The organism is Microvirga sp. VF16, assembly GCF_016864375.1.
In the GTDB taxonomy this organism is placed as follows: domain Bacteria; phylum Pseudomonadota; class Alphaproteobacteria; order Rhizobiales; family Beijerinckiaceae; genus Microvirga.
In genome coordinates, this window is the sequence record NZ_CP069354.1 from 5,136,252 (window position 1) to 5,160,700 (window position 24,449).

The following is a 24,449-nucleotide window of genomic DNA, read 5'->3' on the forward strand; positions in this document are numbered from 1 at the left end:
ACTGGCGGTTGCAGCATGGAACGCAGGCCCCTGTCCTGTGCCGCTCATCCCGCCACCTCGATGAGGGCATCAAGAACCAGGCAATGCTCGCCGGATGCGCCCAGGCCTACCGGGTTTGCATCGATGCTTGAAATCGCGCCTTGCATCGCGTCGACAAGAGCGCCGATGCGAACGGCGATCTCCGCAAGAGGTGCGAGATCCAGAGCGGGTTCGCCTCTGGTTCCCGCCCAGATGCTTGCGACGCGCAAGCGTTCGACGGCCCGAACGGCTGTTTCTTGGTCGAAGGGCCAGGACAAGGTCACGACATCCTGACGGGCCTCCGTATACTTCCCCCCCTCACCGATCAGCACGACGGAACCAAAGACTTTATCCCATCGGGCTCCTACGAAAGCTTCTGCCCGCAACCTGGTGAAGGGTGCCACGATCACATGCGGATCGTGCTCGCCATATGCTCGCATGCGAGCGGTGATACGCTCATAGGCAGCCGCAACATCGCTTGCTTTAGCGCATCCGAGTTCCACAAGACCGAATTCCGACTTGTGTGGGAAGCGGGAGGAGCATCCTTTCACGACAACGCTTCCACCCCAGTTCTGCCACGCCGCAACGGCCTCTTCTGCCGTCGTGCAAAGGGTATAAGGGACGATCGGAATGCCGGCCAGTCCGAGAATATTCAGACTTTCGGCCTCATCGAGAAACCCGGGTCTCGGAACATCCGGCCGCTCCGGCAGCGTTTGTCCGGCGCAGCGCAATGGCGGTTGCTGCGCGCGGCGGAAAACCGAAAGCGCCTGAAGCGCGTCGCTGTCATGTTCGAAAACCGCTGCTCCGGACAGCGCCATTTCGGCACGGGCTCCCGCAGTGGGGGTGACAACCAGCGTCAGGGCACCTGAACTCAGGCGGAAGCGCTCAAGGTCACGGGAAAAACGGGGGAAGTCATATCCCCGCACGGAACCCGGCAGATTCAACAGGATCGTATCAACGGCAGGATCGGCAGCGACCGTGTCGAGAGTGCGCTCGAGCATGGTCGAATCTGTCAGAAGAGCAGGCGTCACGTCGATGGGATTGGCTGTATTGCCGTTCGGAGGAATGATCCCGTCGAGGGACCTCCTCGTCTCATCGGATAGTTGGGCCAGCGGAACGTCCAAGCGCTCACACAGATCGGCGCCAAGAACACAGGCAGCACCGGAATTGCTGACGAGAGCAAGTCCGTTTACTCCAGCGTCCCTCCGCTGCAAGGCCAGCGGGACGACATCGACAAGATCGCGTAGGCTATCGACGCGGCAGATGCCGATCCGGGACAGAAATGCGTCCACCACCCTGTCGTCCGATGCGAGCGCTCCCGTATGAGATTGCGCCGCCTTCTGACCGGATGCGCTTGCCCCCGCCTTGACACAGAGGACCAACTGACCGGCGGCCCGGGCCTTTTCAGCGGCTGCCGCAAGCTTGCCTGCATCCGCAACGCTCTCGAGATAAAGCAGGACGATGGAAATATCCGGATCGTCCGCAATGACATCCAGCAGATCGGCAGCCGAGATATCAGCCTCGTTTCCGGTCGCGTGAACGTAGCGAACCCCGATCCCCCGCTCGCGCAGGAGCCCATAGATGACCGAACTCATTGCGCCGCTTTGGCTGACAACCGCAATCGGACCATCTTCAACGGCATATTCCTGAAAAGTCGTCGCAAAGCTGGCAATCAGCCTGGAGCGTGCACAGAGACTGCCCTGGGAATTCGGCCCAAGGATCCTAAGACCTCTGGCTCGCGCCTCCCTGATCAGACGCGCCTCATGGGCATGTCCCTGATCTCCACTTTCCCGAAACCCGGCCGAGAAAACGATGCAGGTCTTAACGGATGCTACGACACAATCCCGGATCGCTGCTTCAACGGCCTCCGCTCCCGGAACCGCGATAATTGCCATGTCCGGCTGTGCCGGCACATCGGCAAGGTTCTGAAAAACCTGCCATTCATCAATTCTGCCGCCAGCAGGATTGATGGAATAAACCTCTCCGGAGAACCCACCCAGACGGAGATTGGAAAGCGTCCGCCCGCCGATTTTCTGGGGATTCGACGATGCCCCGATCACGGCTACTGCATGCGGGACATGCAGGGCCGTTTTCCAGTCGATTGCTTGTGGTGTTGGCAAGATCACGCCGCGCTCTCACTCTGGGGAGCGGTCCCTCGATCCCGCCAGGCTGCCATAGCCTTCGCGAAGTCGCCGGACTGCAAACCGAGGCGCTGGCATTGCAAATAGATGTCGTAGGCTTCCGCGAAATCGCCGTAGGCAATTTCATTCATAGCCCGCTTGGTCAGTCGGACCCCATCCGTCGCGATTGAGACCGTGCGCGCCACCACCTGCTCGAAGGCCTCATCCTTTGCTTCGTCATCAACCACCCTGTTGACGAGACCGATGCGAGCGGCCTCCTCGCCATCCATGAAATCGCCCCACATGACGATTTCCTTGGCACGCCCAAGCCCTACGAAGCGGGCGAGCCGCATTACAGAGAGGCCGGGAACCAATCCTTCCTTGCCGGCGGGCACGCCGATCTTGGTGCCTCGCGTAGCAACCCGGAGATCACAGGACAGGGCAAGCTGGACACCGCTGCCGAGCGCATGGCCATGCATGCAGGCAATCGCGATCTTGTCGGATGTCTCGATCATCCGCAGACACTCTTCCCACAAGCGGAAATTCCGCTCGTCGATCAGACCCGCAGAGAGATCCGTCAGGTCGATTCCCGCGCAGAAAGCCCGGCCTTCTCCGCGAAAGGCAATGACTTTGATGGCATCGTCATTGATACAAAGAGCAAGAGCTGCCTGAAGGTCCCACTTGCTGGCGAAATCGAGAGCGTTCAACCGCTTCGGCCGGTTGAACGTGATCCAACCCGCCCCGTTCCTTTTCTCCAGATGGAGAGTTGAAAAATCTGTTCTCATCGAATCCTAACCTTTTAGGCGCATCGGTCGATCGGCCATGCTCCGATCGCGCAGCATGAGAGATCGGCGGATCTGATCGGCGGCATCCTGAAGAGGAGGAAGATACTCGCGAAGAATTTCGCTACGGGAGATCTTCGGCCGGTTGAAACTGATGTTGATGGCGGAGTTGACGCGGTCGTCCTCACCGAAGATCGGAACCGAGAGGCCGCTCACGTGCTCGGCCATCTCTCCCGTCACCCAGGAATGCCCTTGTGCCTGATCGTCCTTGATTCGCTGGCGCAAGGCCTTGGGGTCCGTGATGGTCGCACCGGTATAGGCCCGCAGATCCGCGCGCTCGAAATAATCGGCAAGCTCGCGCTCGTTCAATCCGCCGAGGAGAATGCTTCCCATCGAGGTTGCATGAGCCGGACGCCTTGTCCCGATGCCGAAATCGCCGGACGCGATGCGCCGCACGGGAATGCGCAGAACATAGACGACATCCGTATCGTCCAGGACACCGACCGCGCAGGTTTCGCCGGTCCTCTCGACCAGTTCCTCCAGAATGGGCTGAGCGAAATGATAAAGCGGAAGGGACGTCAGATAGGAGTAGCCCAGGGACAGGATCCGCGGCGTGAGAAAGTAGAACCTGTCCTTTGTTCCGGCATAGCCGAGAGCCACGAGCGTGAGAAGAAGCCGCCTTGCGCCGGCAACCGTCAAGCCTGAGCGTTCAGCGACCTGCGACAAGGTCAGCATATGCGAATTCTCGCCGAAAGCCCGGATGACCTTCAGTCCGCGGGCAAACCCGGCAACGAAATCCGGTTGGGCATCGAGGGTGACGCCGCCGGTCGCTTCCTGCTCGATTCCCTTGCTGTGTGCTCTACGTCCCATGGAAAGCTCTTACGCCTCTTCTTGAAATACGGTTGCGCGGGTGCGCCTTAAATTGGGCAGTAAAATCACGCAGAGCAAGATCAAAGCAGCAGCCAGGAGCGTCGCCGAGATGGGGCGCGCAATGATGTTGATGGGATCACCTCGGGCCAGCAACATGGCCCGACGGAAGTTTTCCTCCAGCATTGGACCGAGAACCAAGCCCAGCAGCATAGGACCGACTTCGAAGTTCAGCTTGACCAGGCCGTACCCGATCACGCCGAACAGCCCCAGGATCAGCACGTCGAAAGGCATCTTGTTGACGCTGTAGGTCCCGACGCAACAGATCACGACAATACAGGGGAACAGGATTTCGTATGGCATCTTGAACAGCTTGGTCCATAGCCCCACGAAGGGAATATTGATGATGACGAGCAGCAGGTTTCCAATCAGCATGCTCGCAATCACCGTCCAGAACAGAAGCGACTGCTCCGTCAGAATCTGCGGCCCCGGCGTGATGCCGTGAAGCATCAGGCCGCCCGCGATCAGGGCCATCACCGGATTGGCCGGAATGCCCAGGGTGAGCATCGGGATAAAGGAGGTCTGGGCCCCGGCATTGTTGGCCGATTCAGGCCCCGCCACACCTTCGATCGCCCCGCTTCCAAACTTCTCCGGATGGCGCGACAGCTTTTTCTCGAGGGCGTAGGACGCGAATGAACTGAGAACGGCCCCGCCGCCGGGCAGCACGCCCAGGACCGATCCAACGATCGAACCCCGCGCAATCGGAGCGGCCGATGCGGCAAGATCATCGCGGTTGGGCCATAGACGCTCGATCCGGGCCACGACGTTTACGCCGGCTCTTTTCTGGCCCAGGGTGGAGAAGATCTCTCCGATCCCGAACACGCCCATAGCAATGGCGGCGAAGCTCAATCCATCTGCCAGTTGCGGAATGTTGAAGTTGAGACGCTGCAGTCCGGAATTGACATCGGTTCCGACGAGACCGAGCAGGAGACCGACCGTGATCATGGCCAGCGCCTTGATGATGGATCCCCGGGCGAGAACCACGGCTCCGACGAGCCCTAACGACATCAAGGCGAAGTATTCCGCTGGTCCGAATTGCTGTGCGAATTCTGACAGCGGGACCGAAACGAAGGCGATGACAGCGGTTGCAAACAAACCCGCGACGAACGACCCGATCGCCGCGATCGACAAGGCGATCCCCGCTCTGCCCTTCTGCGCCATGCGATAACCGTCGAGGCAGGTCACGACAGTGGATGTCTCGCCAGGGATGTTGACCAGAATCGCCGTGATGGAGCCGCCATACTGCGCCCCGTAATAGATGCCTGCCAGCATCACGATCGCCGCAGCGGGGCTCAGGTGATAGGTGATCGGCAGAAGCATTGCGATCGTTGCGACCGGCCCCAATCCGGGGAGAACGCCGACAAAGGTTCCAACAAGCGCCCCGATGAAGCAGGCCAGCAGATTGCCGGGCTCCAATGCGACGAGAAGGCCGTCGAAAAAAGACATGAGGACCTCTCAGCGGGGAAGAAGAGGAAGGTTGATCTGCAACACTCCCAGAAACAGGAGAGCACTGCCGAGGGCAATGAGGCCGGACTGGATGAGATTGCGTCGCCACCTCTGTTCAGGACTGGCCAATGTGGCCGTCACGGAAACGAGGAAGGCGCTGATCAGGAAGCCGGCGCTCTCGATCAGGATCGCGAAAAGAATGATCGCGAGGGTGACGAAGAAGGCGGGCCGGAGGTCGTGCAACGGGATCGAAACCCGTTCATCTTTCCAGATCCCCTCGAGGAGTATGATGCAACCGAAGACGACGACGATCACCGCAAGCCAGAACGGCATGAATCCGGCCCCCATGCGGGTGAGAGTTCCTTGCGGAAGACTGCTTCCTATTCCGATGACTGCGCCGCCGAACAAGATCAGAACACTGCCGGCCCAGAGATTCACCCGTTGTAGCATCGTCACACTCCGCCTCGTGCAGGTCGCTATATCGTCACATCAATCCAGACATTCTTCAACCGGGTATATTTGAGATAGGCCGCCGCTCCGAAATCCTTGCCGAAGCCCGAGCGCTTGAACCCGCCGAACGGTGTTCCGATGTCCGTCGAGCGTCCATAGGTGTTGATCCAGATCATGCCCGCCTCGATGCGTCGTGCCGCATCCAAGGCTCTGGTGATGTTCTGCGTGTGGATGCCGGCTGCCAACCCGTAGGTATCATGCGCGGCGAGTGCGAAGGCCTCTTCCGGCTCGCGAAAGGTTTGCACGGACAGGACAGGACCGAAGACTTCCTCCTGCTGCAGGGGGTTGTCCTGATCGACCACTGCAATCGTGGGCGCATAGAACGCTCCACCATGATTCTCGATACGGTTGCCCCCGAGCCGAATCTCGGCTCCGGCCGAAGCGCCACGCCGTACAATATCTTCCACCCGATCCAACTGACGGTGGGAAACGATGGGAGCGAGAGTAGTCTGCTCATCCCAGGTTGCGCCGGCTCTCACCCGTTTCATCCGTGCGCCGACATCCTCCAGCAATTGATCCGCCAGCGATTCATGAACGATCAGCCGGCTGCCGCAGTAACAGAGCTGCCCGCCATTGCGCGACGTGCCGGAGGCCACCATGTCGGCCAGCCGCGCTCGGTCGGGCACGTCGGCAAAGACAATCTGCGGGCTCTTGCCTCCGAGTTCCAGCGTCACCGGCTTGGGGCCGGTCTCAGCTGCGACAGCCATGATCCGGCGCCCCGTGGCGGTCGATCCGGTAAAGGACACGCAGGCCACGTCGGGATGCCGCACGAGAGGCTCACCGGCATTCATCCCGTCCCCGACAACCACATTGAAGATGCCGGCGGGGAGGCCCGCCTCGATGGCGAGTTCCGCGAGTCGCACCGCCGTGAAGGGCGTGAGCTCCGATGGCTTCAGGACGACCGCATTTCCTGCCGCGATCGCCGGTGCGAATTTCGCCGTGGCGAGGACCATCGGCACATTCCAGGGCGAGATCGCTCCGACGACGCCATAAGGCTCGGGAACACCGACACTCCAGACAGACGACGCGGTCGGATAGAGTGCGCCGTCGAACTTGTCAGCACATTCGCCATAGAAGCGCAGGAGTTCGGCGGTCACCGGAACGTCCCGGATGCGGGTTTCAGCAATCACCCGCGTTGTCGTGACGGCCTCGAGCCTCGCCAGTTCTTCCCCATGGGTTTCGACCAGTTCGGCCCAGCGGCGCATCACCGCCGCGCGATGCCGGGGAGCCGCCTCCCGCCAGCCACTCGTTCTGAAAGCCAGCGCAGCCGCGGCCACAGCCTCATCGACCAAACTTTGGCGTGCCCCAGGCATGCCGGCGATCAGACGCCCGTCGGACGGACGATGGATGGGGAGAACATCTCCGTCCCCGTCACGCCTATGCCCATTCACGAATGAGCCGAGCGTAAGCGCAATGCTATCGGCGTCGAAGGGGCTGCCGATCGTTTCAGCTGGTGCGCGCATAGACGGCCTCGCAGATCACGTTGATGACAGCCTGTCGTCCCTCTTCTCGCACCGCGTGCAGGGCACGTCGCAACGCCGCCGGCAGTTCGGCGGGATCGTCGACCCGCTCACCATAGCCGCCGCTCGCCATCACGATCTGCTCGTAATCGGGCGAAGGCTCCAGAGTGGCGAATGGCGGTTCATCCTCATGAGCAGCATAGCCATGGGGATACATCGAGAGTGTCGCACGATGCACCGCGCCCCAACGTCGATTGTTGAAGATGACGAAAAGGACGGGCAGTCCAAGGGCTCTGGACACCATATGGGTCGGTGTGGGATTGCCGAACATGTATGTTCCATCGCCGATGCCTGCGATCACCGTCGCCGAGGGCCGCCCCAGCTTGGCGCCGAGCGCCGCGCCCATGGCCCAGCCGAGCCCGCCGGCAGGGCTGTGGGCGAAAAACGTACCGGGTCGATCGATGGTCAATTCCTCGAGGACAAAGGGATATTCGTTGATCAGAATCGTGTCTTCGTCCTTGACGGCATTGATGCAGGCGGTCACCCAGCGCGGTGTCATGGTTGCGGGAGCGCGCGCCTCGGCAAACTGGCTGCTGACTCCGTAGGAACGGCGCTGCTGCGCGATTTCCAGCCGGCGTGCCCTGATGAGAACCGTGTCTTCCGTTTCATCGGATAGCGTCTCGAGAAGGCGTTCGAGCAACGTTGCCGCGTCGGACATGATGGTGAGATCCGCCGCGAAGCTCCGCATGGGATAACGCTGGAACAGGGGGTCGAGCCCGACCTGCACGACGGTCGCTGCAATCGGCCCCACCTCATCCGGAATCCAGGGCACATCGCTTTCCAGAACGATCACCAGATCGGCCTGCCTGACGAAAGGTGTCGGATTGTAGCCGCAATGCATCGGGTGACCGGTCGGCAGCGCCATGTATCGCGGCCGGTATTGGACCACCGGGATGGCGAATCTCTCGGCGACATGGGCCAGAGCCGACCAGAGATCTTCGGAATGCCCTGCCGCGGAGGTGACGATGACAGGTTTCCTCGCTGTCATGATCAGGTCGGCCAGGCGCCCCACGGCCTCGGAGCAGGGCTCGGGCTTGGTCGCGGGCATCATCATCGGGGATGCAGGTGTCGTCGCCTTGGCGCGCGTTGCAGCCAGAACTTCGCGCGGCAATGTCAGATAGACCGGTCCCGGCGGGGAGCTCTGAGCCACGGCCATCGCGCGGTCGATGACCGCCTCGAGTTGAGCAGGATGGCGCAGCTCGTATTCCCACTTCACCAACTCGCGCAGCATGCCCGCCTGGTCGAACATCTCCTGGGCCCAGTTGATGTAGTTGTTGCGGCCTCCGAACACGCCGCTTTCCGTAATCGGCGTCCGGCCGGCCGCCAGGAGAATCGGGATGTTGAGGCGCGCCGCATTGTAAATCCCGTTGAGCGCATTTGCCGTTCCAAGCCCCACATGAACCATGACAGCCTGAAGGCGCCCGGTGACCATGTAATTGCCATGCGCCATCGCCATGGCGACATTCTCGTGCGGAACGACAACAGGCTGCGGCACTGGACGGCCGAGTTGTTGCGCACGGGCAATCGCTTCGATCAACGGGGGGAAATCGGTTCCGGCATTGCCGAAGATATACTCGACGCCTCTCTCGACGAACAGATCGAGCATCCCTTCGGCGACGCTGGCGACTTCATCCGTTGCGACCTGATCCATTATTGTTGTCCTTCTGCGTATTCGATCAGGGCATCGGCCACGACGACGGCACCGCCGCGCTCGGCGAGAACCGGGTTGAGATCGATAGAGGCGATAGCCGGGCCGGCACGAAGCATGATCGCGGCAAGCCGGAGCATCATGTCCACGACGCCATCCACATCGATGGCAGGGTCACCACGGAGTGCCCCAAAGAGCGGGGCCATCCGTAAGGACTGAAGCGAAGCCTTCGCGGCCGCGCGGGAGAAGGGTGCAAGGAGAACCGCGACATCATCAAGCGCTTCGACGTATTTTCCGCCGGCCCCGACCGTGATCACAGGACCGAATTTCGGATCGTAGCGCCCTCCGAGCAGCAACTCGACATCCGCCTTCTTCATCTCCGCGAGGATCACTCCCTCGGAACGGACGCCAAGATCCTTCATCCGTTGCTGCATGGCCTGGGTCACCTGCGCGGCTTCATCGGATGTGGCAATGCCAAGGCGGACCAGCCCATACTCAGACTTGTGAGGGACGTCAGGCGAGCATCCTTTGATCACCAAGGGCGCCTTCAAGCCGGCAAAGGCCCGCCGCCCCTCGTCCGGGGTATGGCACAATCTCATCCGCGGCGTGGGGAGGCCGCAAGCCTGAAGCAGGGACAACGAGGCCCATTCGCTTGCATAAACCTGACCATAAGGAACTTCCGTTGGAAGCAACGGCAGCTTGATATCCTCGATCATGACAGGCGATGCGGAGCCGGCTTCCAGCTGATTCCACCGCGCCAGTTGAGCGAGGGCCGCAATGGCATGGCTGTCATGATCGAAAGCCGCGATCCCGCCTTTCCGGAAAGCATCGGCGGTCGAGGGATTGGGTGTGACAACGGCAACGGCGGCTCCTGTCCGGTGACTGTAGCTGCGTGCCGCCTCCACGAAGCCGGGGACATCGTAACCTGCCCCTGCATTGGGCAGGGAAATCATCATCTGATCGGCAAAGTCGCTTCTGGCGAGAACGTCGAGGGCCTGTCCGAACAAGCCGCTCTGGGACAAAAGAGCGCCCGTGAGGTCGAGAGGGTTGCTCGGCGTGGCGAATGACGGGAGAACCGCCGCGAGCGCCGCGCGGGTCGGGCCCTTCACATCCGGCATGTCGAGACCATGGGCCTCAGCCAGATCCGCCGCCATCACGCAGCTTGCGCCGGAATTGCTCACCACAGCCAGACGGCGCCCGCGGGAACGTTTCCCGGAAAGGAACAAGTCGGCAGCGTTGACAAGCCCGTGCATATCGTCAACACGCAGAATCCCGTGCTGCCGGAGAAAGGCATCCACCACCCGATCTTCACTGAGAAGCGCACCGGTGTGGGAGCTGGCTGCGGCGGCTCCTCGCGTGGAGCGGCCCGATTTGAGTGCCAGAACAGGCACGCCGCGAGCATGAGCGCGCATCGCAACGGCTGCCAAAGCAGCAGGATTCTGGATGCTTTCCATATAAAGGAGGAGGAGCCTGATGCTCGAATCGTCCAGAACGCTCGCCGCTAGATCTGCGACCGTTACATCGGCCTCGTTCCCGGTCGCATGAGCGTAGCGGACGCCGATCCCGGCCCGACGCAAATGCGCATAAGGCACGACACTCATGGCGCCGCTCTGGCTCACAATTCCGACGGGTCCGTCACTCGGCTCGATCTCGCTGAACAGCGTCGCAAAGCTTGCAATGGTCCCATTGCCGAAGTTGGCGACCCCCTGCGTGTTCGGCCCTATGATCCGCATCCCGGCTCTGCGGGCGGTTGCGACAATGCTGTCCTGGACCGCGCGTCCCTCAGGACCCGTTTCGCCAAAACCCGAGGTGAGAACCACAACCACCTCAACGCCCCGCTCGGCACAAGCCTGAACGGCCGAGAGGGCGTTGGCTGCAGGCACGGCCACAATGGCGAGTTCAGGCCGGTCCGGAACTTCGCGCAGGCTGGAGAACGCTTTGATACCCTGGACCTCGGATCGCGTCGGATTGATGGGAAAAATGCGCCCGTTGAAACCGAACCGTTGCATATAGCGAAGAGGCCGCCCACCGACCTTGTCCGGACTGTTCGATGCGCCGATGACTGCAACGCAGCGGGGCTGAAGAACGGCCTGCCACCAGCTGTTGGGGTTTGCCATGGCACCGCTCATCGGGCTGCCCCCAGGGTAATCCCAGCATGCACGGGTTCCAGCACGGCGGTTGCACGGATCTCAATCAATGCCTCGGGTCTGACGAGACCGGATACCAGCACGCCTGTCGCAGCCGGGTAAGGTGCTCCGCCGAACACCTCGCGACGAACGGCCGCCGTGTGCTCGTAACCCTCAAATGTGGTGACGTAATCGATGGTTTCCACGATGTTGTTGAGGCCTGCACCCAGGGTACGCAGGACATTTTCCATTTTCTGAAAAATGTAGCGCGTCTGTGCAGCAATATCGCCGGCACCGATGATCTGCCGGTTCTCATCGGTCGCCGTCATGCCGGAAAGCCAGACGATATTTCCGACGCGAACCGCAGGCGAAAAGGTCAGACGGTCACTCAGAACGCCAACCGGCTCAAAGACTTTTTCTGTGCTCATGCGCCAACTCCACTGCGCATTCGGAGACGATAATCGTGATGGCCTTCGGCGACGATGCCTTTCTGGCTTTCTCGCAACTTGACGGTGAAGCGGACCCGTCCATGATGCTTCTCGCGCGATGCCTGCAGCGAGTGAACTTCATGCTCGGGAGTCACCCGGTCTCCAATGAAGACGGGCTGAAGAAAGCGCATCTCCTGACCGATGAACGCCACCATCGAATCGTGCAGCCGCGCTGAAAGCGGAGAGGCTCCGAGGGCCGATAGTCCTGTCAGCAGCAGGCCGTGGGCGACGCAGCGGCCAAAGGTCGACTGAGCCGCATAAACCTCGTCGTAATGGATCGGATGCGCGTCACCCGTGAGGGCCGCGAAAGCCTGGAAATCGCCCTGCGTAAGCTGCCGCTCGCGGCCGACCACCCTCATGCCCACTTCGAGATCTTCGAAGAAAAGCTGAGACTGACCGACCGGTCGCAGGGCGCTCCTGTCGCTCATGAAGAGTCAGTCCTTCTCGATGGTGGCGGACCCGACCACGACGGCCGCCCCGCCCACGGTCTCCGTGATCGCGCCATCCTCGGAAAGCTCGACGACGAGATCGTCGCCAGGACATACGGGCGCGATCCATTTTGTCCGCAGGCGACCGTGCCTGAACCAGTCGGCGCCGTACTTTTGAAGAGCCATGTCGCAGGCGAAAGCAGACAGATGCGGACCATGCACCAGGGTGCCGCGAAAGCCGCGCTGTACGGCATAATCATGGTCGTAATGGATAATGTCGTAGTCACCGTTGATGTCGCCGTAGCGATCGATCTTTTCCTGCGTGATCTCAATCGTGTGCTGCATGGACTTACTCCGGCACATGGAACGTGTTGATGAGAGAGGACAGCAGCACGCCGTCGGCTCGATGGAAGTCGCCGCGCCAGCGGATGTAGCGGCGCCCGCGCTTCTCGAACTTCTCCGCAATCTCGCCGCTGGCGATGATCTCGGTGGATTCATCGGCGTAGATCGGATGATGCCAGCGGAAATCCGCCTCGATCATCACGATGCCCTGGATCGGCGGATAGGTCCGGTAGACCACGCCGGTCATGTACACGAACAGCACGTTCGGCGGAGCGATGGGCCGCCCGTCAAGCCGGTAGAGGCCGAGGTCGGCCTCCACCGCACGCGCATACTCATCCACGATGTCCGGCGTGATCATGAAGCGCACAGGCTTCAGCTTCTGCCCGACGGTGAAGGCTGCATAGGGCGTACCGGGCGTCGCCCCCTCGCGGATTTTCACGTCGCTTGGCCTGATCATCATCGACACGGCTCAATCTCCCTTTTTTCTTAATACAAAATATTTTTCTTTATTAGAAATATGTGACTACAATCTCGTGCCCGAGTCAACACGTTCCTTGGCTCGAACCGCCAGTGACGAAAGGTAGAGAGACATGAAGGTCCTGTTGGTCCATGCGCATCCTGAACCCGCATCCTTCTGCACGGCCATGAAAGATGCGGCCGTGGACACGCTGCGTCGGGCCGGGCACGAGGTGACGGTTTCGGATCTCTACGAGCAGAGGTTCAACCCGGTGGCGGGCCCCGACGACTTTGGCAGTCGTCGCAATCCCGATTATCTCGTCTATTCCCTGGAGCAGCGAAACGGCTGGCAGAACGGAACGATCGCAACCGACATCGCCTGCGAAGCCGAGCGCGTGTTGGAAAGCGACCTCCTCATCCTGAACTTTCCGATCTTCTGGTTCTCGGTGCCGGCGATCATGAAGGGCTGGATCGACCGGGTTTTTCTGTCAGGAGCCTTTTTTGGCGGGAAGCGCATCTACGATCGCGCCGAACTGACGGGCAAGAAAGCGCTGGTCACCGCGACGCTTGGCGGGCGGGAGCACATGTTCGGCACTCAGGCTGTCCATGGCGAAATAACCGGGATGCTTCGCCACCTGCTCCAGGGCACCCTGGGCTATTGCGGCTTCCAGGTGCTCCAGCCGTTCTTTGCCTTTCATGTTCCCTACCTATCGGACGCGGAGCGCCAGAAATGGCTGGACGACTATCGCAACTATCTCGGCGAGATCGAAACGCTTCCGCGTCTCCCCATGCCGTCCCTCGACGACTATGACGACATTCTGCGCCCTTTGACACAGAAACCGCAGCCGTCTCTTCCATAGGGCATGACCTGTGCGCCAGGATGCACCATGGCCTTCAGCACTGACCGTGCGAACGACACTGCAGCGACATGCACGCCGCGACGTCGTGGGTGATCATTTTCCGTCGCGCTCAGTCTCGGTCGTGGACGGCTCGTGCAGCTTCCCACAAAGTTCGAAGATCGAAATGGTCGCCTCGAATCCCTTGGGCTGGATCGTGTCGATCATCCGGAAGGCGAAGCGGTCGGCAACGCGTTGGCGGACGGCCTCGCTGACGAGGATCTCGGTGCCGTATTCCTTGTTGAGCGGCTCCAGCCGCGCGGCCAGATTCACGGTCGCGCCGAGGACCGTGTAGGCCATCCGGTCCGAGGAACCGATGGTGCCGACGACCGCTTCCCCGGTGTGGATCCCGAACCGTGTGCTGTAGGCGGGCCATCCTTCGCTTTCGAATTCCGCATTGAGCTTTCGGTTGGCCTCCCGGCAGGCCAGCACGGCCGCGCAGGCATGGGCGACATGATCGGGATCGTCCGCCGGTGCGTTCCAGATCGCCATGACGGCATCGCCGACGAATTTGTCCACCGTGCCGCCGTGCTCCATGATCACCGCCGACAGGACGGCGAGATAATGCGACGTCCGAATCATCACCTGCTCGGGATCGGCCTTCTCGGTGATGTTGGTGAAGCCCTCGATATCGGTGAACAGGACCGTGATCTCGCGCCGCGAGCCGCCGAGCCGCAGGGCATCGCCCGTCGCGACGAGCTGCTGGACCAGCCGTTTCGGAACGAAGCTCGCAAACGTCCGCACCACGGTCCGCATGGTGGCGACCGATTGCCCGAGATCGTCGATCTCGCGGATCATCGAACGGACCTCGCTTGCCGGTCCCTCTGTCTCGAACCGCTGGATGCGATCCGTTTCGAGAGCGAGCGCCTTCATGGAACGGGACAGCATTGAGCCGATCCACCAGACCACCGGGAGCGCAGCGAGAACGAAGCCGAGCGCCAGGAGCACCAGACGCCGCCGTCCCGCCTCGATCTCCGCGAAGAACTCGTCGAGCGGCGCCATGACGGCCAGCTTGAGACCGGACGGTCCGGCGGTCTTGATCGACCGGAACGCCGCCACATAGGTTCGCCCGTCCGCCGCTTCGAAAATCTGCTGCGCCGCTCCACCCTGCCGCCACGTGTTCAAGGGTTTCGCGATGTCGACATCCGTCATCTGGTCGAGACGCGGCAGATCGAGCGACCCATTGGCGGCACCGGCGTGCAGGACCTCCGACATGCGCGGATGCGCGACGATCCGACCGCTGTCGTCGAAGAGGAACACGACGCCGGAGGTTCCGAGTTTCTGGGATCGCAGAAAGGCATCCGTGTCGGCGAGAAGGATATCGCCAGCCGCGATCCCGCGTCGTCCCTGCGCGAACGGCACGCGCACCGTATAGCCGATCAAATTGGCCGCCCTGAACACGTAAGGATCGGTGATAGCCTCGGCGCCGGGCTGGAACGCGTCGCGATACCACGGCCTCTCGCGCGGATCGTAATCCGCTTCGCGCTGCTCCTGAGCAAGAATCGCGAGGTCGGGAGAGAGATAGAAGGTGAATCGTGTTCTCGACGATCCACCGTTCAGCGTCTCGATGACAGTCAGCCGGAACGCGGCGTCGGCGGGAGCGCGGAGCTGAGTGCGGAGGGCGGGTCCGGCCCGATCCAGCACGTCGAGCTCGATGAAGGCACCATCGTCGTAGCCGACATAGAGATTGTAGAGCTGTCCATATCGGCGCAGAAGCGCTGCCAGAATTGAATAGAGCGGCGGATTGCCCAGGATCGTCCCGGATTCGACAGACTGGAGCTGCCGCAGCACTTCGAGGATATCGAGCACATCCCTGAACTGCCCGTCGACCCGGTCGGCCGTATGGTCGGCCACCCGGTCGATGAAGGCGAGCGCCGCCGAGCGGGTGATCGACCGGGCCCGGTCGAAGCTCAGAAAGACCAGAGCGAGGCCGACGGCCAGCACCACCGCCACGAACAGCGCCGTGATCGAGAGTTGATAGCCGAGCCGAACGCGCATGACCTCAAGCCTTCCGGTCATCCCGGCCACAGAGTTGTCCGGTATCCAGCTCTTGTCAAAAATACCTTGATCGGGCTGCGGGCATGCAGGTCTGCGACAGCGCGAAATCCGAGAGGATCGGTCCGCCTATCACCTCCTGATATGAAGATAGGCGGGATCGAAATCGCCGGCCGTTTGAAGCGCCTCCCAATCCGGAATGTGGAGCGTGCCGCCGCGCAGGACGATCATCCCCTCGCTTCGCAGATCCTGAAGAACGCGGTTCACGTGCACCGTCGAAAGTCCCAATGCATCCCCGAGCTCGTTCTGGGTCACCGGCAGATCATAGCCTTTCGGCCCCGCAAGCCCGACGGCACTCAACCGAACATGAAGCTCGCACAGGAGGTGGGCGATGCGCTGATAGGCGCTGCGCCGTCCCATGCCGATCATCCACTCGCGGAACATGGCCGCATCGATGAGCGTGTCGCGCCAGAAAACCCTGACCAGACCGGGATGTCGATCCAGCAGATCCTGCAACGTGTCGTGAGGGATCAGGGCCACGCTGCTCGTCACCAGCGTTCCGATGGTGTTGTCCAGGATCTTCATGTGGAAGCCCTGCAGATCGGGCATGTCACCCGGAATGTAAAAGCCCATGATCTGCCGCTTGCCGTCGGGGAGGATCTTGTAGCGGCAGACGAAACCGCTGAGGACCAGGCAGCAATCGGTGGGGCGCTCCCCATCCCGGACGATATCGCTATCGGCCTCGAAAACCTTGACGTTCAACGACAGTTCCAGGAGCGCCTGCCGCTCCTCGTCGGACAGATCGGCAATGCTGTCCAGCTTGCGAAGGAGCGGATTGGACTGAGCCTGTCTTTGCATGGCAAAGCTCATCGTAGCACCTCCCGACCCATCGGCTGTACCAGATTGCACAGCTCTGACCACATAACAGACCGGCGCAGTCCTATACCTGTCTTTCCCCATGATCTTACTTAAGGCAGGTTGGAGACCTCTCAATGAGGGTGCCTCACCTCATGCTGGGCAAGATCCTGCAGGATCGCCTCGCGGTGGTCGTACCATGCGGCCAGCGTCTCTCGCAGCGTCAGCAGCAGCTTTTCCGCCTCTCTCACGTCATGGCCGTCCCGGCGCATTTCCTCGATCCGGAGCATCTGGTTCGTCACCCGCACCTCGCCTTCAGTAATACCTAGCTCGGCCTTGGCCAAATGCGCTCGTTCAAGGGCCGGATCGGGCATCACTGCTCTCCTCTTGATCATAGGCTGCCATCAAGCCCCGTGGAGACAGGTGCCGACGACAAGCTTCATTCCCGCCAGGCCAAAAAATCGGTGCATCTTCCGCTATTTAGGGAACACCCGGCCCTAAATTTTTGTTCACTCTTCGCGGCGCAACCAAAGGCCATTCATGAGCAATCGTGACATCATCGTCATTGGCGGATCCTCGGGAGCAACGGCTCCTCTCAAGACGATCCTGGGAGCCCTTCCCCAAGACCTGCCGGCCGCCGTATTCATAGTACTGCACATTCCAGCCCGAAGCATCGGTATTTTGTCGACAGTCGCGTCCGCAGCCGGTCTTCTGCCCGTTCATGCCGCAGCCGAGGGCATGCAGATCAAGCCCGGCAATGTCTATCTGGCCGTCCCGGACCATCACCTCATCTTGACCAAAGGCCAAATCCGGCTGGGCCGCGGCCCGCGGGAGAACATGGCGCGGCCGGCCATCGACCCCCTCTTTCGCTCGGCCGCGGCTGCCTATGGATCTCGTGTCATCGGGGTCATTCTGAGCGGCCTCCTCAACGATGGAGCCTCAGGGCTCGAAGCCGTGAAGCGCTGCGGCGGCGTCACCCTCGTCCAGGACCCGGCCGATGCGATCGCCGAGGAGATGCCCAGGAGCGCCCTGGAGGCGACGACGGTTGACCTGATGGCGTCCGGCAAACGGATCGGCGACGTTCTGGCCGATCTCGTGCGCGAGCCCGCTGGCCCAAGCGTTCCGGTTCCACCGGAAATCCGGCTGGAGGTCGATATCGCGGCAGGTGAACGGGTCGACAGTGAGATCATCGGTCAGTTCGCGGAGCCCGTCGCTCTCACCTGTCCCAATTGCAGCGGCGTTCTCTCCAAGGTGCGGGGAGGAAAACCGCTCAGGTTCCGCTGCCAGGTTGGACATGCCTTGACGGCCGCGGTGGTGGCGAAGGAGCAGGAGAGCGCCGTGGACGAGGCGCTCCGGGTTGCCTTGCGCATCATCGAGGAGCGGGCCGAGCTGGTCAGCCGGATGGCCGAGGATGGGCGACGCAGCGGTCGCAAAGCCGTTGCTGAAATGTACGAGGAGAGAGCCATCGAGTATCGGCGATATGCCGACACCCTGCGCCAGGCGGTTCTGCAATCCATGACGCCGCTCGGACTTCGGATGGACGAAGGGGCGCAGGACAGCGAGGAATAGTCCATAGACCCGGCATCATATTTTGGGAGGTGGTACAATTCTTCGTAGTATGGCAAATCCTCTCCCGAGCTGGGAAATTTCATCGTGGCCGCCAAGAAGAGCAACAAAAAAACCTCCTCCGAGACTGTCCAGAACCCTGAGGCTGCGCAGGGAGGCGGCGTCCTTGTCGTCGCCGTCGGAGCCTCGGGAGCGCATAGCGATTCCCTGGAGCGTTTTCTCGCGGAACTGACGATCGAACCCCGAATGGCGGTTGCCGTCGTCTTCCAACAGCGGGAGGCATTGGACGAGGACCGCTTCAAAGCCGCGCTGGCAGAACACGGCCGTCAACTGACCCTGGCCACCGACGGAGCGCCGGCCGAGCCCGGCAAGATCTATTGGTCGAAACCCAATATGATCCTGACCCTGGAAAATGGCCGCTTCCAGACCCGGATGGCTCAGGAGCCTCCGGGCGAACGCGGAACCATCGACAGCTTTCTCATCTCGGTCGCTCAGGATCAGGAAGCGCGCGCCATCGGTGTCATCTTCTCGGGCACCAGCGGTGACGGCACGCTTGGCGTCACGGCCCTGAAGGAGGCCGGCGGCCTGACGCTGGCCGAGGAAAGCCATGAGCTTTCCGGCGAGGGGATCATCCCCAATCACAGCCCCGTCGCTCTCGTCGACTTCGTGCTGCCTCCCGAGGAGTTGGCGAAACGCGTGCAGCTCTATGTGAGCCACTTTGCGCGGTACAGCGAGGCGGCCCATGTCGATGCGGAGGCGGCCGAGATCACCGGGGCCCTGGCCGGCATCGCCACGATCCTGCGCAATCAGACCGGTCACGACTTTCATGGCTACAAGCCGAATACCTTCCTTCGGCGCGTTCAGCGCCGGATGCAGGTCGTGCAGACCGAGACCATCGAAGCCTATGTGGAGTTTCTGAGGACACAGGCGGATGAGGCGCAGAATCTCTTCAACGACCTCCTGATCGGTGTCACGCAGTTCTTTCGGGATCGCCGTGAATTCGAGCTTCTGGAAGCCCAGGTGATCCCCAAGCTCTTCGAGGGCAAGACCCGTAACGACCAGATCCGGATCTGGGTGCTCGGCTGTTCCACCGGCGAGGAAGCCTATTCCATCGGCATCCTCCTGCGCGAGCATATGGCAGGGCTCGACACGGTGCCGCATGTCCAGATCTTCGCCAGCGATATCGATGGCCGTGCCCTCGCGGCTGCCCGGGTGGGCCGCTACACCGAGGCGGTCACGAAGGATGTCACGCCGGAGCGGCTGGCACGCTGGTTCGTCAAGGAAGGCAACACCTATTGCGTCGTCAAGGAGCTGCGGGAGATGTGTATCTTCTCGCAGCACAGCGTCATCAAGGACGCGCCCTTCTCGCGCCTCGACATGATCTCCTGCCGCAACCTGCTGATCTATCTCAACGCGGATCTTCAGGACCGGGTGATCCCGCTCTTCCACTTTGCCCTCAGGCCGGGCGGCTATCTGTTCCTCGGCAATTCCGAAAATATCTCCCGCCACACCAGACTCTTCGCGCCGGTGGACCGTGGTTTTCGCATCTTCCAGCGCCTTGAGACGACCGCGAGAGTTCTGCCGGACTTTCCCTTCACGGCCGTCGACCGCCGGCCGACGGAGAGCCCCTCACCCCTGCGACCGCGTCGGATCGAGGGCAGTCTGGCACGTCAGGCAGAGACCATCGCCGAACGCTATGCGCCGGCCTATGTGGTGACGGACGAGAACTTCGACGTCATGCATTTCTCAGGCCGCACGGGGCGCTACATCGAGCCGGCCGGCGGAGCGGCGACTCTCAATCTGCTGAATCTCGTCCATGGCGACCTGCGCCTCGATCTGCGCGCCGCTCTGACCAAGGCTGCGGAAGAGAATCGGATCGTCCAGCTGGACGGGCTTCGGATAGGAACGAACGGCAAGCGTCTGGTCGTCGATATCGTCGTGGAGCCTATCCGGGATCAGCCGAACGCCGCGCCGGGTTTCGTCGTGCTCTTCAAGGACGGCGCGGCTCTCCCCGAGGAAGATAATACGGCCGAGAAGGGTTCCTTCCTGCGGGACGAGCATGTGCAGCGGCTCGAAACCGAGCTGCGTGTCACCCGAGAGCGGCTCCAGGCCACCATCGAGGAGTTGGAGAGCACGAACGAGGAGCTGAAATCCTCGAACGAAGAGTATCAGTCTCTGAACGAAGAGCTTCAATCCGCCAATGAGGAACTGGAAACGTCCAAGGAGGAGCTGCAATCCGTCAACGAGGAGCTGACCACCGTCAACGGCGAACTCGCGCATCGGGTCCAGGAACTCGGCCGCTCGAACAGCGATCTGAAGAACCTTTTGGAGAGCACGCAGATCGCCACGATCTTCCTCGACAACGAGCTGCGGGTGATGAACTACACGCCGGCCGTGACCGAGCTTTTCCACCTTGTCGAAACCGACGTCGGGCGGCCGATTGCGCATATCAAATCGCGCATCGCCTATGACGACCTTCAGGACGACGCCCGCCGCGTCGTGCGGACCCTTGGCAGCGTCGACCGCGAGATCGAGGATGCTGCAACCGGCACCCGCTACATGATCCGCGTTCTGCCTTACCGCAGCATCGACAATTATATCGGCGGCGCCGTGGTGACCTTTACGGATGTCACTCCGTTGACCCGCGCGCAGCAGGCTCTGCGCGAAAGCGAGGAACGGTTCCGCGCCATGGCCGAACAGGCGGAGGTCGGCATCGCCATGGTCGATCGCGATAGCCGCGTGATCTACATCAACGACCGCTACTGCGCCATGATCGGACAGCCTCGCGATCTGATCCTCGGCCGCACGGTCGAGGAGCTGACATATCCCGACGACAATGGCCACAGCAAGCCGTTGCTGGAACAGGCGCTTGCCGGCGGCCAGCCCTTCGTGATCGAAAAGCGCCACCTTCATCCCGACCGTTCGATGATCTGGGTGAGAAGCAGCGTCAGCGCCCGGCGCGATGCGGCCGGCAAGGTGGTGGGCGGGCTCGCCGTTGCGATCGATCTGACGGAGCGGGTCCGTGCCGAAGAGGCTTTGCGGGAAAGCGAGAGGCATGCAAAGCTCCTGATGGCGGAGTTGCAGCACCGCGTTCGCAACACCCTCGCCATCGTCCGTTCGATTACGAGACGAACCGCCGCGAACAGCGAAACGGTCGACGACTACGCCATGCATCTCGAAGGGCGCATCGAAGCCTTCGCCCGCACCCAGACCATGGCAACGCGCTCGGCCGAGGCCGTCATCAATCTCGAAGAGCTGGTCAGGGACGAACTGCTCGCTCACGCGGTGAGGGATGACGAGAAGGCTCATGTCGAGGGGCCGCCCGTCCGGCTGCGGGCCGCCGTTGCGGAAAAGCTGGGCATGGCGATCCACGAGCTCGCCACCAACGCCGTCAAATACGGCGCTCTGTCGGAAAACGACGGCCATGTCGATGTGACCTGGCGCATCGAGGGTGTCGACGGTGACCGGAAGCTCACACTGGAATGGCGGGAAACGGGCGTCCGCATCGCAGCCTCGGCCCCGCGCAGGCGCGGCTTCGGCACCGAGCTGATCGAACGCACTCTTCCCTATGAGATCGATGCGACGACGGCACTGGAATTCACGCCGGGCGGCGTCCGGTGCGTGATCGAATTTCCGCTCAACCAGCACACCGCTCTCATGGGCGCGTTGCAACCGTCGGACCGCCACGGTCAGGATGATCAGGCAAGCGAGCCTGGCCCTCCCTCCTGAAGATAAGGCTTGACCTGACGGGGCGCTGTGTTCTCCATTTGGCCGTCGAAAGCTGCCGCGCTTACTGCCTCCAGCCTGAGGATCTGCATTGGACTGGGACAAGATCAGACTGTTCTACGAAGTCGTCAACGCTGGGAATTTCACCCGTGCCGGCGAAAAGCTCGGAGTCAACCAGTCATCCATCAGCCGGCAGATCAGCGCCCTCGAGCATGATTTGAAGATCCTGCTCTTCCACCGGCATCCGCGCGGCCTCGTCCTGACGGAACATGGCGACGTGCTCTTCCGGGCCGCCCAGGATATTCGCCTTCGCCTGGAGGAAACCCGTCAGCGCCTGACCGAGACCAGCGAGCGGCCCGCCGGCGATCTCAGGGTCACGGCGACCGTCGGCATCGGCGGCATCTGGCTTGCCCGGCGCATTACGGAGTTTCTCGATCTCTATCCCGAGGTGCGCATCCAGCTCATTCTCACCAACGATGAACTGGATCTTGCGATGCGGGAAGCGGACATCGCCATTCGCCTGCGCCTGCCGGCTCAGCCCGACCTCATCCAGCGCCGTCTCTTCACCATCCAGTATCACGCTTACGCGGCCCATACCTACATCGAGCGCTTCGGAGAGCCGGAGACCATCGAGGACCTCGACCGGCATTCCATCGTCAGTCTGGGAGGCGATCAGCCTGCTTTCATCCTCGACCTGCATCACTTGGCGAATCTGGGGCGCAATCCCAAGGATCCCCGTCCGAGCCGCTTCGTGGTCAATGACAGCCTGGCGCTCCGGCAGGCCATCGAGAACGGAGCCGGGATCGGCATGGCTCCCGATTACGCGATGAGCAACAATCCGCGCGTGAAGCAGGTTCTGCGCGACGAGCAGATGCCGACTCTCGACAGCTATCTCGTCTATCCGGAGGAGATGCGCTCCGTGGCGCGCGTCCAGGTCTTCCGCGACTTCCTCGTCTCCAAGGCGCAGCGCTGGGATTTTTGATCCGGCGCGGACGCGACGAGGTCGCAACCTCATTTTCTCCACGATTCTTGGGCTACCTAAGACATTCCCGGAAACGCTTCAGGGCTTCACCCCTATGTCACGATCCTTCCTTGCCGTCTTGGCCATTGCCCTCGGCCTCCCCTTCCTGATCCTTCTGGCTCTCGTCTCGTCAGCCTCCGGTGTCAGCCCGAGCGTGTTCACGCATGCGCTCACCCTCGTGATCGTGTCGGTGTTCCTGATGCTGGTGGTTTTCGAGATCAAGCGGATCGTGGATCTGCCGCCGGATGCTCATTGAGATCCGGCATCGCTTTCAAGAGAACTTGAGGATCGCGCTCCCGACGCTGGATCCTCAAGTTCTTACTCCGATCGAGGATGTAATTAAGCTGCGGCTCGCGACCGCTCCGGGCGCTCTTCAGCCGTCGCTCTCTCCAAAGCCAGCAGCAGAACGCCGATGTCTTCTTCAAGAAGATTGATAGCATTGCGAGCGTATTCGCGAAATTCCTGCTTGACGGCTTCAATCTCGCCATCCCACAGGCAATCTTCATACTCGGCATCGTAAAATGCGCGAGCGACCAGCTCTACTTGATAATCCATGTATGCCCCGCTGCACCGTTCCGGTGATTTGTTATTGCTCTGAGTCCGCGGCGCAAATACGCATTTTACATTATGAATCAACTGATCCGCCGCAGGACAAGGTCAGGCTTACAGCCCGTTTCGACTGATCCGCAACTCGCCACACGGACTACCCCAGAAGGAGTAGGCCGCACAGCAACGATCTCTATCTATAGGATAAGTGGCGGAATTTAGCCAAAAAGGATCAAGCGGCCGGCAATTCTTCTCACTCACCCGGGACCAGGGAGTCGGCATTATCCTGTGAAAAGTTGAGATGCCCGGTCGCCCACATGGCGGCTTGCGTTCTGTTGGAGGCCTTCACCTTCCGCAGGATGGCCTTGATATGGACCTTCACCGTGGCCTCCGCCACGCCGAGCTCGCGCGCGATTACTTTATTCGAGGAGCCTTGGGTGAGGCACCGGAGGATCTGGGCTTCCCGCTCCGACAGCTTGCCGGGAAGCGATGCAGGATCGTTGGCCGGCCGGAAGGCAACGCCGTTGCCGAAATGGGCCCGGCCTTGCCGAACCTGATCGAGAAGCGTGAGCCCGATCGAGGCCGGAATATAGCTCTCGCCCAGGATCACGATCTCGAGCGCTTTGACCAGGGCATGCCGATCCATGCTCGTCGGACAGAACCCGTCCATGCCGGCATGGCTGAGCTGCATGACGGTTTCGGGATCCATCGCATCGGTCAGAACGACCACGCGAGCCGATCGATACTGCGCTTTCAGCTCTGCCACGGCGGTCGTATATTCCTCCGTCGAGCGGTTCTCGCAGAGGACGAAGAGCACAGGCTCGTCATCGGTGAACGTGGGCAGACGCGACAGATCCTCATAAGGCTCTTTCGTGAGGATGAAGCGCGTTCCGGAGAGGATATGGCTGATGCCGGTGCGAAGCAGGAGATTCTGACAGATCAGGACCGTGGTGACGTTCTGGAACGGATCCTGAGCGATGGGAAGAATCTGCTTATAGACAACATCGTGTCTCATGTGTGCTGTGCCCCCAAG

22 protein-coding genes are annotated in these 24,449 nt (G+C 61.5%); 5 read left to right on the plus strand and 17 right to left on the minus strand.

Annotated features, from left to right (window positions below):
• Window positions 1–44: 44 nt before the first annotated feature.
• The 12 genes from JO965_RS24195 to JO965_RS24250 are packed head-to-tail and all read right to left on the minus strand — an operon-like array spanning window position 45 to window position 12,821.
• Window positions 45–2,144 carry an acetate--CoA ligase family protein gene (locus JO965_RS24195; RefSeq protein WP_203441474.1) on the minus strand — a complete coding sequence of 700 codons (2,100 nt, stop codon included), beginning with the start codon at window positions 2,142–2,144 and terminating at the stop codon, window positions 45–47.
• Window positions 2,141–2,923, minus strand: coding sequence for an enoyl-CoA hydratase/isomerase family protein (locus JO965_RS24200; RefSeq protein WP_203441475.1), 783 nt, complete (start codon window positions 2,921–2,923; stop codon window positions 2,141–2,143). Before JO965_RS24200 ends, JO965_RS24195 begins: the two co-directional genes overlap by 4 nt.
• 6 nt (window positions 2,924–2,929) lie before the next feature.
• Window positions 2,930–3,790 carry an IclR family transcriptional regulator C-terminal domain-containing protein gene (locus tag JO965_RS24205; RefSeq protein ID WP_203441476.1) on the minus strand — a complete coding sequence of 287 codons (861 nt, stop codon included), beginning with the start codon at window positions 3,788–3,790 and terminating at the stop codon, window positions 2,930–2,932.
• Between the two features lie 9 nt (window positions 3,791–3,799).
• Window positions 3,800–5,293, minus strand: coding sequence for a tripartite tricarboxylate transporter permease (locus JO965_RS24210; RefSeq protein WP_203441477.1), 1,494 nt, complete (start codon window positions 5,291–5,293; stop codon window positions 3,800–3,802).
• Between the two features lie 9 nt (window positions 5,294–5,302).
• Window positions 5,303–5,743 (minus strand): tripartite tricarboxylate transporter TctB family protein, encoded by a 441-nt coding sequence (locus tag JO965_RS24215; RefSeq protein WP_246776925.1) that lies wholly within the window; start codon window positions 5,741–5,743, stop codon window positions 5,303–5,305.
• 26 nt (window positions 5,744–5,769) lie between these two features.
• Window positions 5,770–7,266, minus strand: coding sequence for an aldehyde dehydrogenase (locus JO965_RS24220; protein WP_246776675.1), 1,497 nt, complete (start codon window positions 7,264–7,266; stop codon window positions 5,770–5,772).
• On the minus strand, window positions 7,250–8,974 hold the full coding sequence (locus tag JO965_RS24225; RefSeq protein WP_203441479.1) for a thiamine pyrophosphate-requiring protein: 1,725 nt from the start codon (window positions 8,972–8,974) through the stop codon (window positions 7,250–7,252). The genes JO965_RS24220 and JO965_RS24225 overlap by 17 nt, the downstream gene beginning before the upstream one ends.
• Window positions 8,974–11,088: an acetate--CoA ligase family protein gene (locus tag JO965_RS24230; RefSeq protein WP_203441480.1), complete on the minus strand. Its 2,115-nt coding sequence runs from the start codon at window positions 11,086–11,088 to the stop codon at window positions 8,974–8,976. Before JO965_RS24230 ends, JO965_RS24225 begins: the two co-directional genes overlap by 1 nt.
• Before the next feature lie 8 nt (window positions 11,089–11,096).
• Entirely contained in the window at window positions 11,097–11,525 is a 429-nt protein-coding gene (locus JO965_RS24235) for a Rid family hydrolase (protein ID WP_203441481.1), read from the minus strand.
• Window positions 11,522–12,013 (minus strand): MaoC/PaaZ C-terminal domain-containing protein, encoded by a 492-nt coding sequence (locus JO965_RS24240; protein WP_203441482.1) that lies wholly within the window; start codon window positions 12,011–12,013, stop codon window positions 11,522–11,524. The genes JO965_RS24235 and JO965_RS24240 overlap by 4 nt, the downstream gene beginning before the upstream one ends.
• Before the next feature lie 6 nt (window positions 12,014–12,019).
• Window positions 12,020–12,358 carry a MaoC family dehydratase gene (locus tag JO965_RS24245; protein ID WP_203441483.1) on the minus strand — a complete coding sequence of 113 codons (339 nt, stop codon included), beginning with the start codon at window positions 12,356–12,358 and terminating at the stop codon, window positions 12,020–12,022.
• A gap of 4 nt (window positions 12,359–12,362) precedes the next feature.
• The gene (locus JO965_RS24250; protein ID WP_203441484.1) at window positions 12,363–12,821 is read right to left on the minus strand and encodes a MaoC family dehydratase; all 459 of its coding nucleotides are present in this window, start codon (window positions 12,819–12,821) and stop codon (window positions 12,363–12,365) included.
• Between the two features lie 124 nt (window positions 12,822–12,945).
• Here JO965_RS24250 and JO965_RS24255 point away from each other — a divergent pair, with 124 nt between their 5' ends.
• Window positions 12,946–13,671 carry an NAD(P)H-dependent oxidoreductase gene (locus JO965_RS24255; protein ID WP_203441485.1) on the plus strand — a complete coding sequence of 242 codons (726 nt, stop codon included), beginning with the start codon at window positions 12,946–12,948 and terminating at the stop codon, window positions 13,669–13,671.
• A 93-nt stretch (window positions 13,672–13,764) separates the two neighbouring features.
• Here the strand turns inward: JO965_RS24255 and JO965_RS24260 are convergent, their stop codons facing one another.
• From JO965_RS24260 to JO965_RS24270, 3 genes are all read right to left on the minus strand, one after another.
• Complete coding sequence (locus JO965_RS24260; RefSeq protein ID WP_246776676.1) at window positions 13,765–15,726, minus strand: adenylate/guanylate cyclase domain-containing protein; 1,962 nt, start codon at window positions 15,724–15,726, stop codon at window positions 13,765–13,767.
• Between the two features lie 108 nt (window positions 15,727–15,834).
• The gene (locus tag JO965_RS24265; RefSeq protein WP_203441486.1) at window positions 15,835–16,572 is read right to left on the minus strand and encodes a Crp/Fnr family transcriptional regulator; all 738 of its coding nucleotides are present in this window, start codon (window positions 16,570–16,572) and stop codon (window positions 15,835–15,837) included.
• Between the two features lie 119 nt (window positions 16,573–16,691).
• Entirely contained in the window at window positions 16,692–16,931 is a 240-nt protein-coding gene (locus tag JO965_RS24270; RefSeq protein ID WP_203441487.1) for a hypothetical protein, read from the minus strand.
• 166 nt (window positions 16,932–17,097) lie between these two features.
• Here JO965_RS24270 and JO965_RS24275 point away from each other — a divergent pair, with 166 nt between their 5' ends.
• The 4 genes from JO965_RS24275 (at window position 17,098) to JO965_RS24290 (ending at window position 23,126) form a co-directional block, all read left to right on the plus strand.
• Window positions 17,098–18,126 (plus strand): chemotaxis protein CheB, encoded by a 1,029-nt coding sequence (locus tag JO965_RS24275; RefSeq protein ID WP_203441488.1) that lies wholly within the window; start codon window positions 17,098–17,100, stop codon window positions 18,124–18,126.
• An 84-nt stretch (window positions 18,127–18,210) separates the two neighbouring features.
• The gene (locus tag JO965_RS24280; RefSeq protein WP_203441489.1) at window positions 18,211–21,852 is read left to right on the plus strand and encodes a CheR family methyltransferase; all 3,642 of its coding nucleotides are present in this window, start codon (window positions 18,211–18,213) and stop codon (window positions 21,850–21,852) included.
• Between the two features lie 88 nt (window positions 21,853–21,940).
• Complete coding sequence (locus JO965_RS24285; protein ID WP_203441490.1) at window positions 21,941–22,831, plus strand: LysR family transcriptional regulator; 891 nt, start codon at window positions 21,941–21,943, stop codon at window positions 22,829–22,831.
• 94 nt (window positions 22,832–22,925) lie between these two features.
• On the plus strand, window positions 22,926–23,126 hold the full coding sequence (locus JO965_RS24290; protein WP_203441491.1) for a hypothetical protein: 201 nt from the start codon (window positions 22,926–22,928) through the stop codon (window positions 23,124–23,126).
• A gap of 83 nt (window positions 23,127–23,209) precedes the next feature.
• On the opposite strand, the gene JO965_RS24295 is transcribed toward JO965_RS24290, so the two are convergent.
• On the minus strand, window positions 23,210–23,425 hold the full coding sequence (locus tag JO965_RS24295; protein ID WP_203441492.1) for a hypothetical protein: 216 nt from the start codon (window positions 23,423–23,425) through the stop codon (window positions 23,210–23,212).
• 244 nt (window positions 23,426–23,669) lie between these two features.
• On the minus strand, window positions 23,670–24,431 hold the full coding sequence (locus JO965_RS24300; RefSeq protein WP_203441493.1) for a response regulator transcription factor: 762 nt from the start codon (window positions 24,429–24,431) through the stop codon (window positions 23,670–23,672).
• Window positions 24,432–24,449: the final 18 nt, after the last annotated feature.

Coding starts and splice junctions, on each gene's coding strand:
- JO965_RS24300 (WP_203441493.1), bottom strand. CDS start 24,431: ATGAGACACGATGTTGTCTATAAGCAGATTCTTCCCATCGCTCAGGAT.
- JO965_RS24260 (WP_246776676.1), bottom strand. CDS start 15,726: ATGACCGGAAGGCTTGAGGTCATGCGCGTTCGGCTCGGCTATCAACTC.
- JO965_RS24230 (WP_203441480.1), bottom strand. CDS start 11,088: ATGGCAAACCCCAACAGCTGGTGGCAGGCCGTTCTTCAGCCCCGCTGC.
- JO965_RS24290 (WP_203441491.1), top strand. CDS start 22,926: ATGTCACGATCCTTCCTTGCCGTCTTGGCCATTGCCCTCGGCCTCCCC.
- JO965_RS24240 (WP_203441482.1), bottom strand. CDS start 12,013: ATGAGCGACAGGAGCGCCCTGCGACCGGTCGGTCAGTCTCAGCTTTTC.
- JO965_RS24270 (WP_203441487.1), bottom strand. CDS start 16,931: ATGCCCGATCCGGCCCTTGAACGAGCGCATTTGGCCAAGGCCGAGCTA.
- JO965_RS24255 (WP_203441485.1), top strand. CDS start 12,946: ATGAAGGTCCTGTTGGTCCATGCGCATCCTGAACCCGCATCCTTCTGC.
- JO965_RS24235 (WP_203441481.1), bottom strand. CDS start 11,525: ATGAGCACAGAAAAAGTCTTTGAGCCGGTTGGCGTTCTGAGTGACCGT.
- JO965_RS24220 (WP_246776675.1), bottom strand. CDS start 7,266: ATGCGCGCACCAGCTGAAACGATCGGCAGCCCCTTCGACGCCGATAGC.
- JO965_RS24205 (WP_203441476.1), bottom strand. CDS start 3,790: ATGGGACGTAGAGCACACAGCAAGGGAATCGAGCAGGAAGCGACCGGC.
- JO965_RS24210 (WP_203441477.1), bottom strand. CDS start 5,293: ATGTCTTTTTTCGACGGCCTTCTCGTCGCATTGGAGCCCGGCAATCTG.
- JO965_RS24245 (WP_203441483.1), bottom strand. CDS start 12,358: ATGCAGCACACGATTGAGATCACGCAGGAAAAGATCGATCGCTACGGC.
- JO965_RS24200 (WP_203441475.1), bottom strand. CDS start 2,923: ATGAGAACAGATTTTTCAACTCTCCATCTGGAGAAAAGGAACGGGGCG.
- JO965_RS24225 (WP_203441479.1), bottom strand. CDS start 8,974: ATGGATCAGGTCGCAACGGATGAAGTCGCCAGCGTCGCCGAAGGGATG.
- JO965_RS24295 (WP_203441492.1), bottom strand. CDS start 23,425: ATGGATTATCAAGTAGAGCTGGTCGCTCGCGCATTTTACGATGCCGAG.
- JO965_RS24265 (WP_203441486.1), bottom strand. CDS start 16,572: ATGAGCTTTGCCATGCAAAGACAGGCTCAGTCCAATCCGCTCCTTCGC.
- JO965_RS24275 (WP_203441488.1), top strand. CDS start 17,098: ATGAGCAATCGTGACATCATCGTCATTGGCGGATCCTCGGGAGCAACG.
- JO965_RS24215 (WP_246776925.1), bottom strand. CDS start 5,743: ATGCTACAACGGGTGAATCTCTGGGCCGGCAGTGTTCTGATCTTGTTC.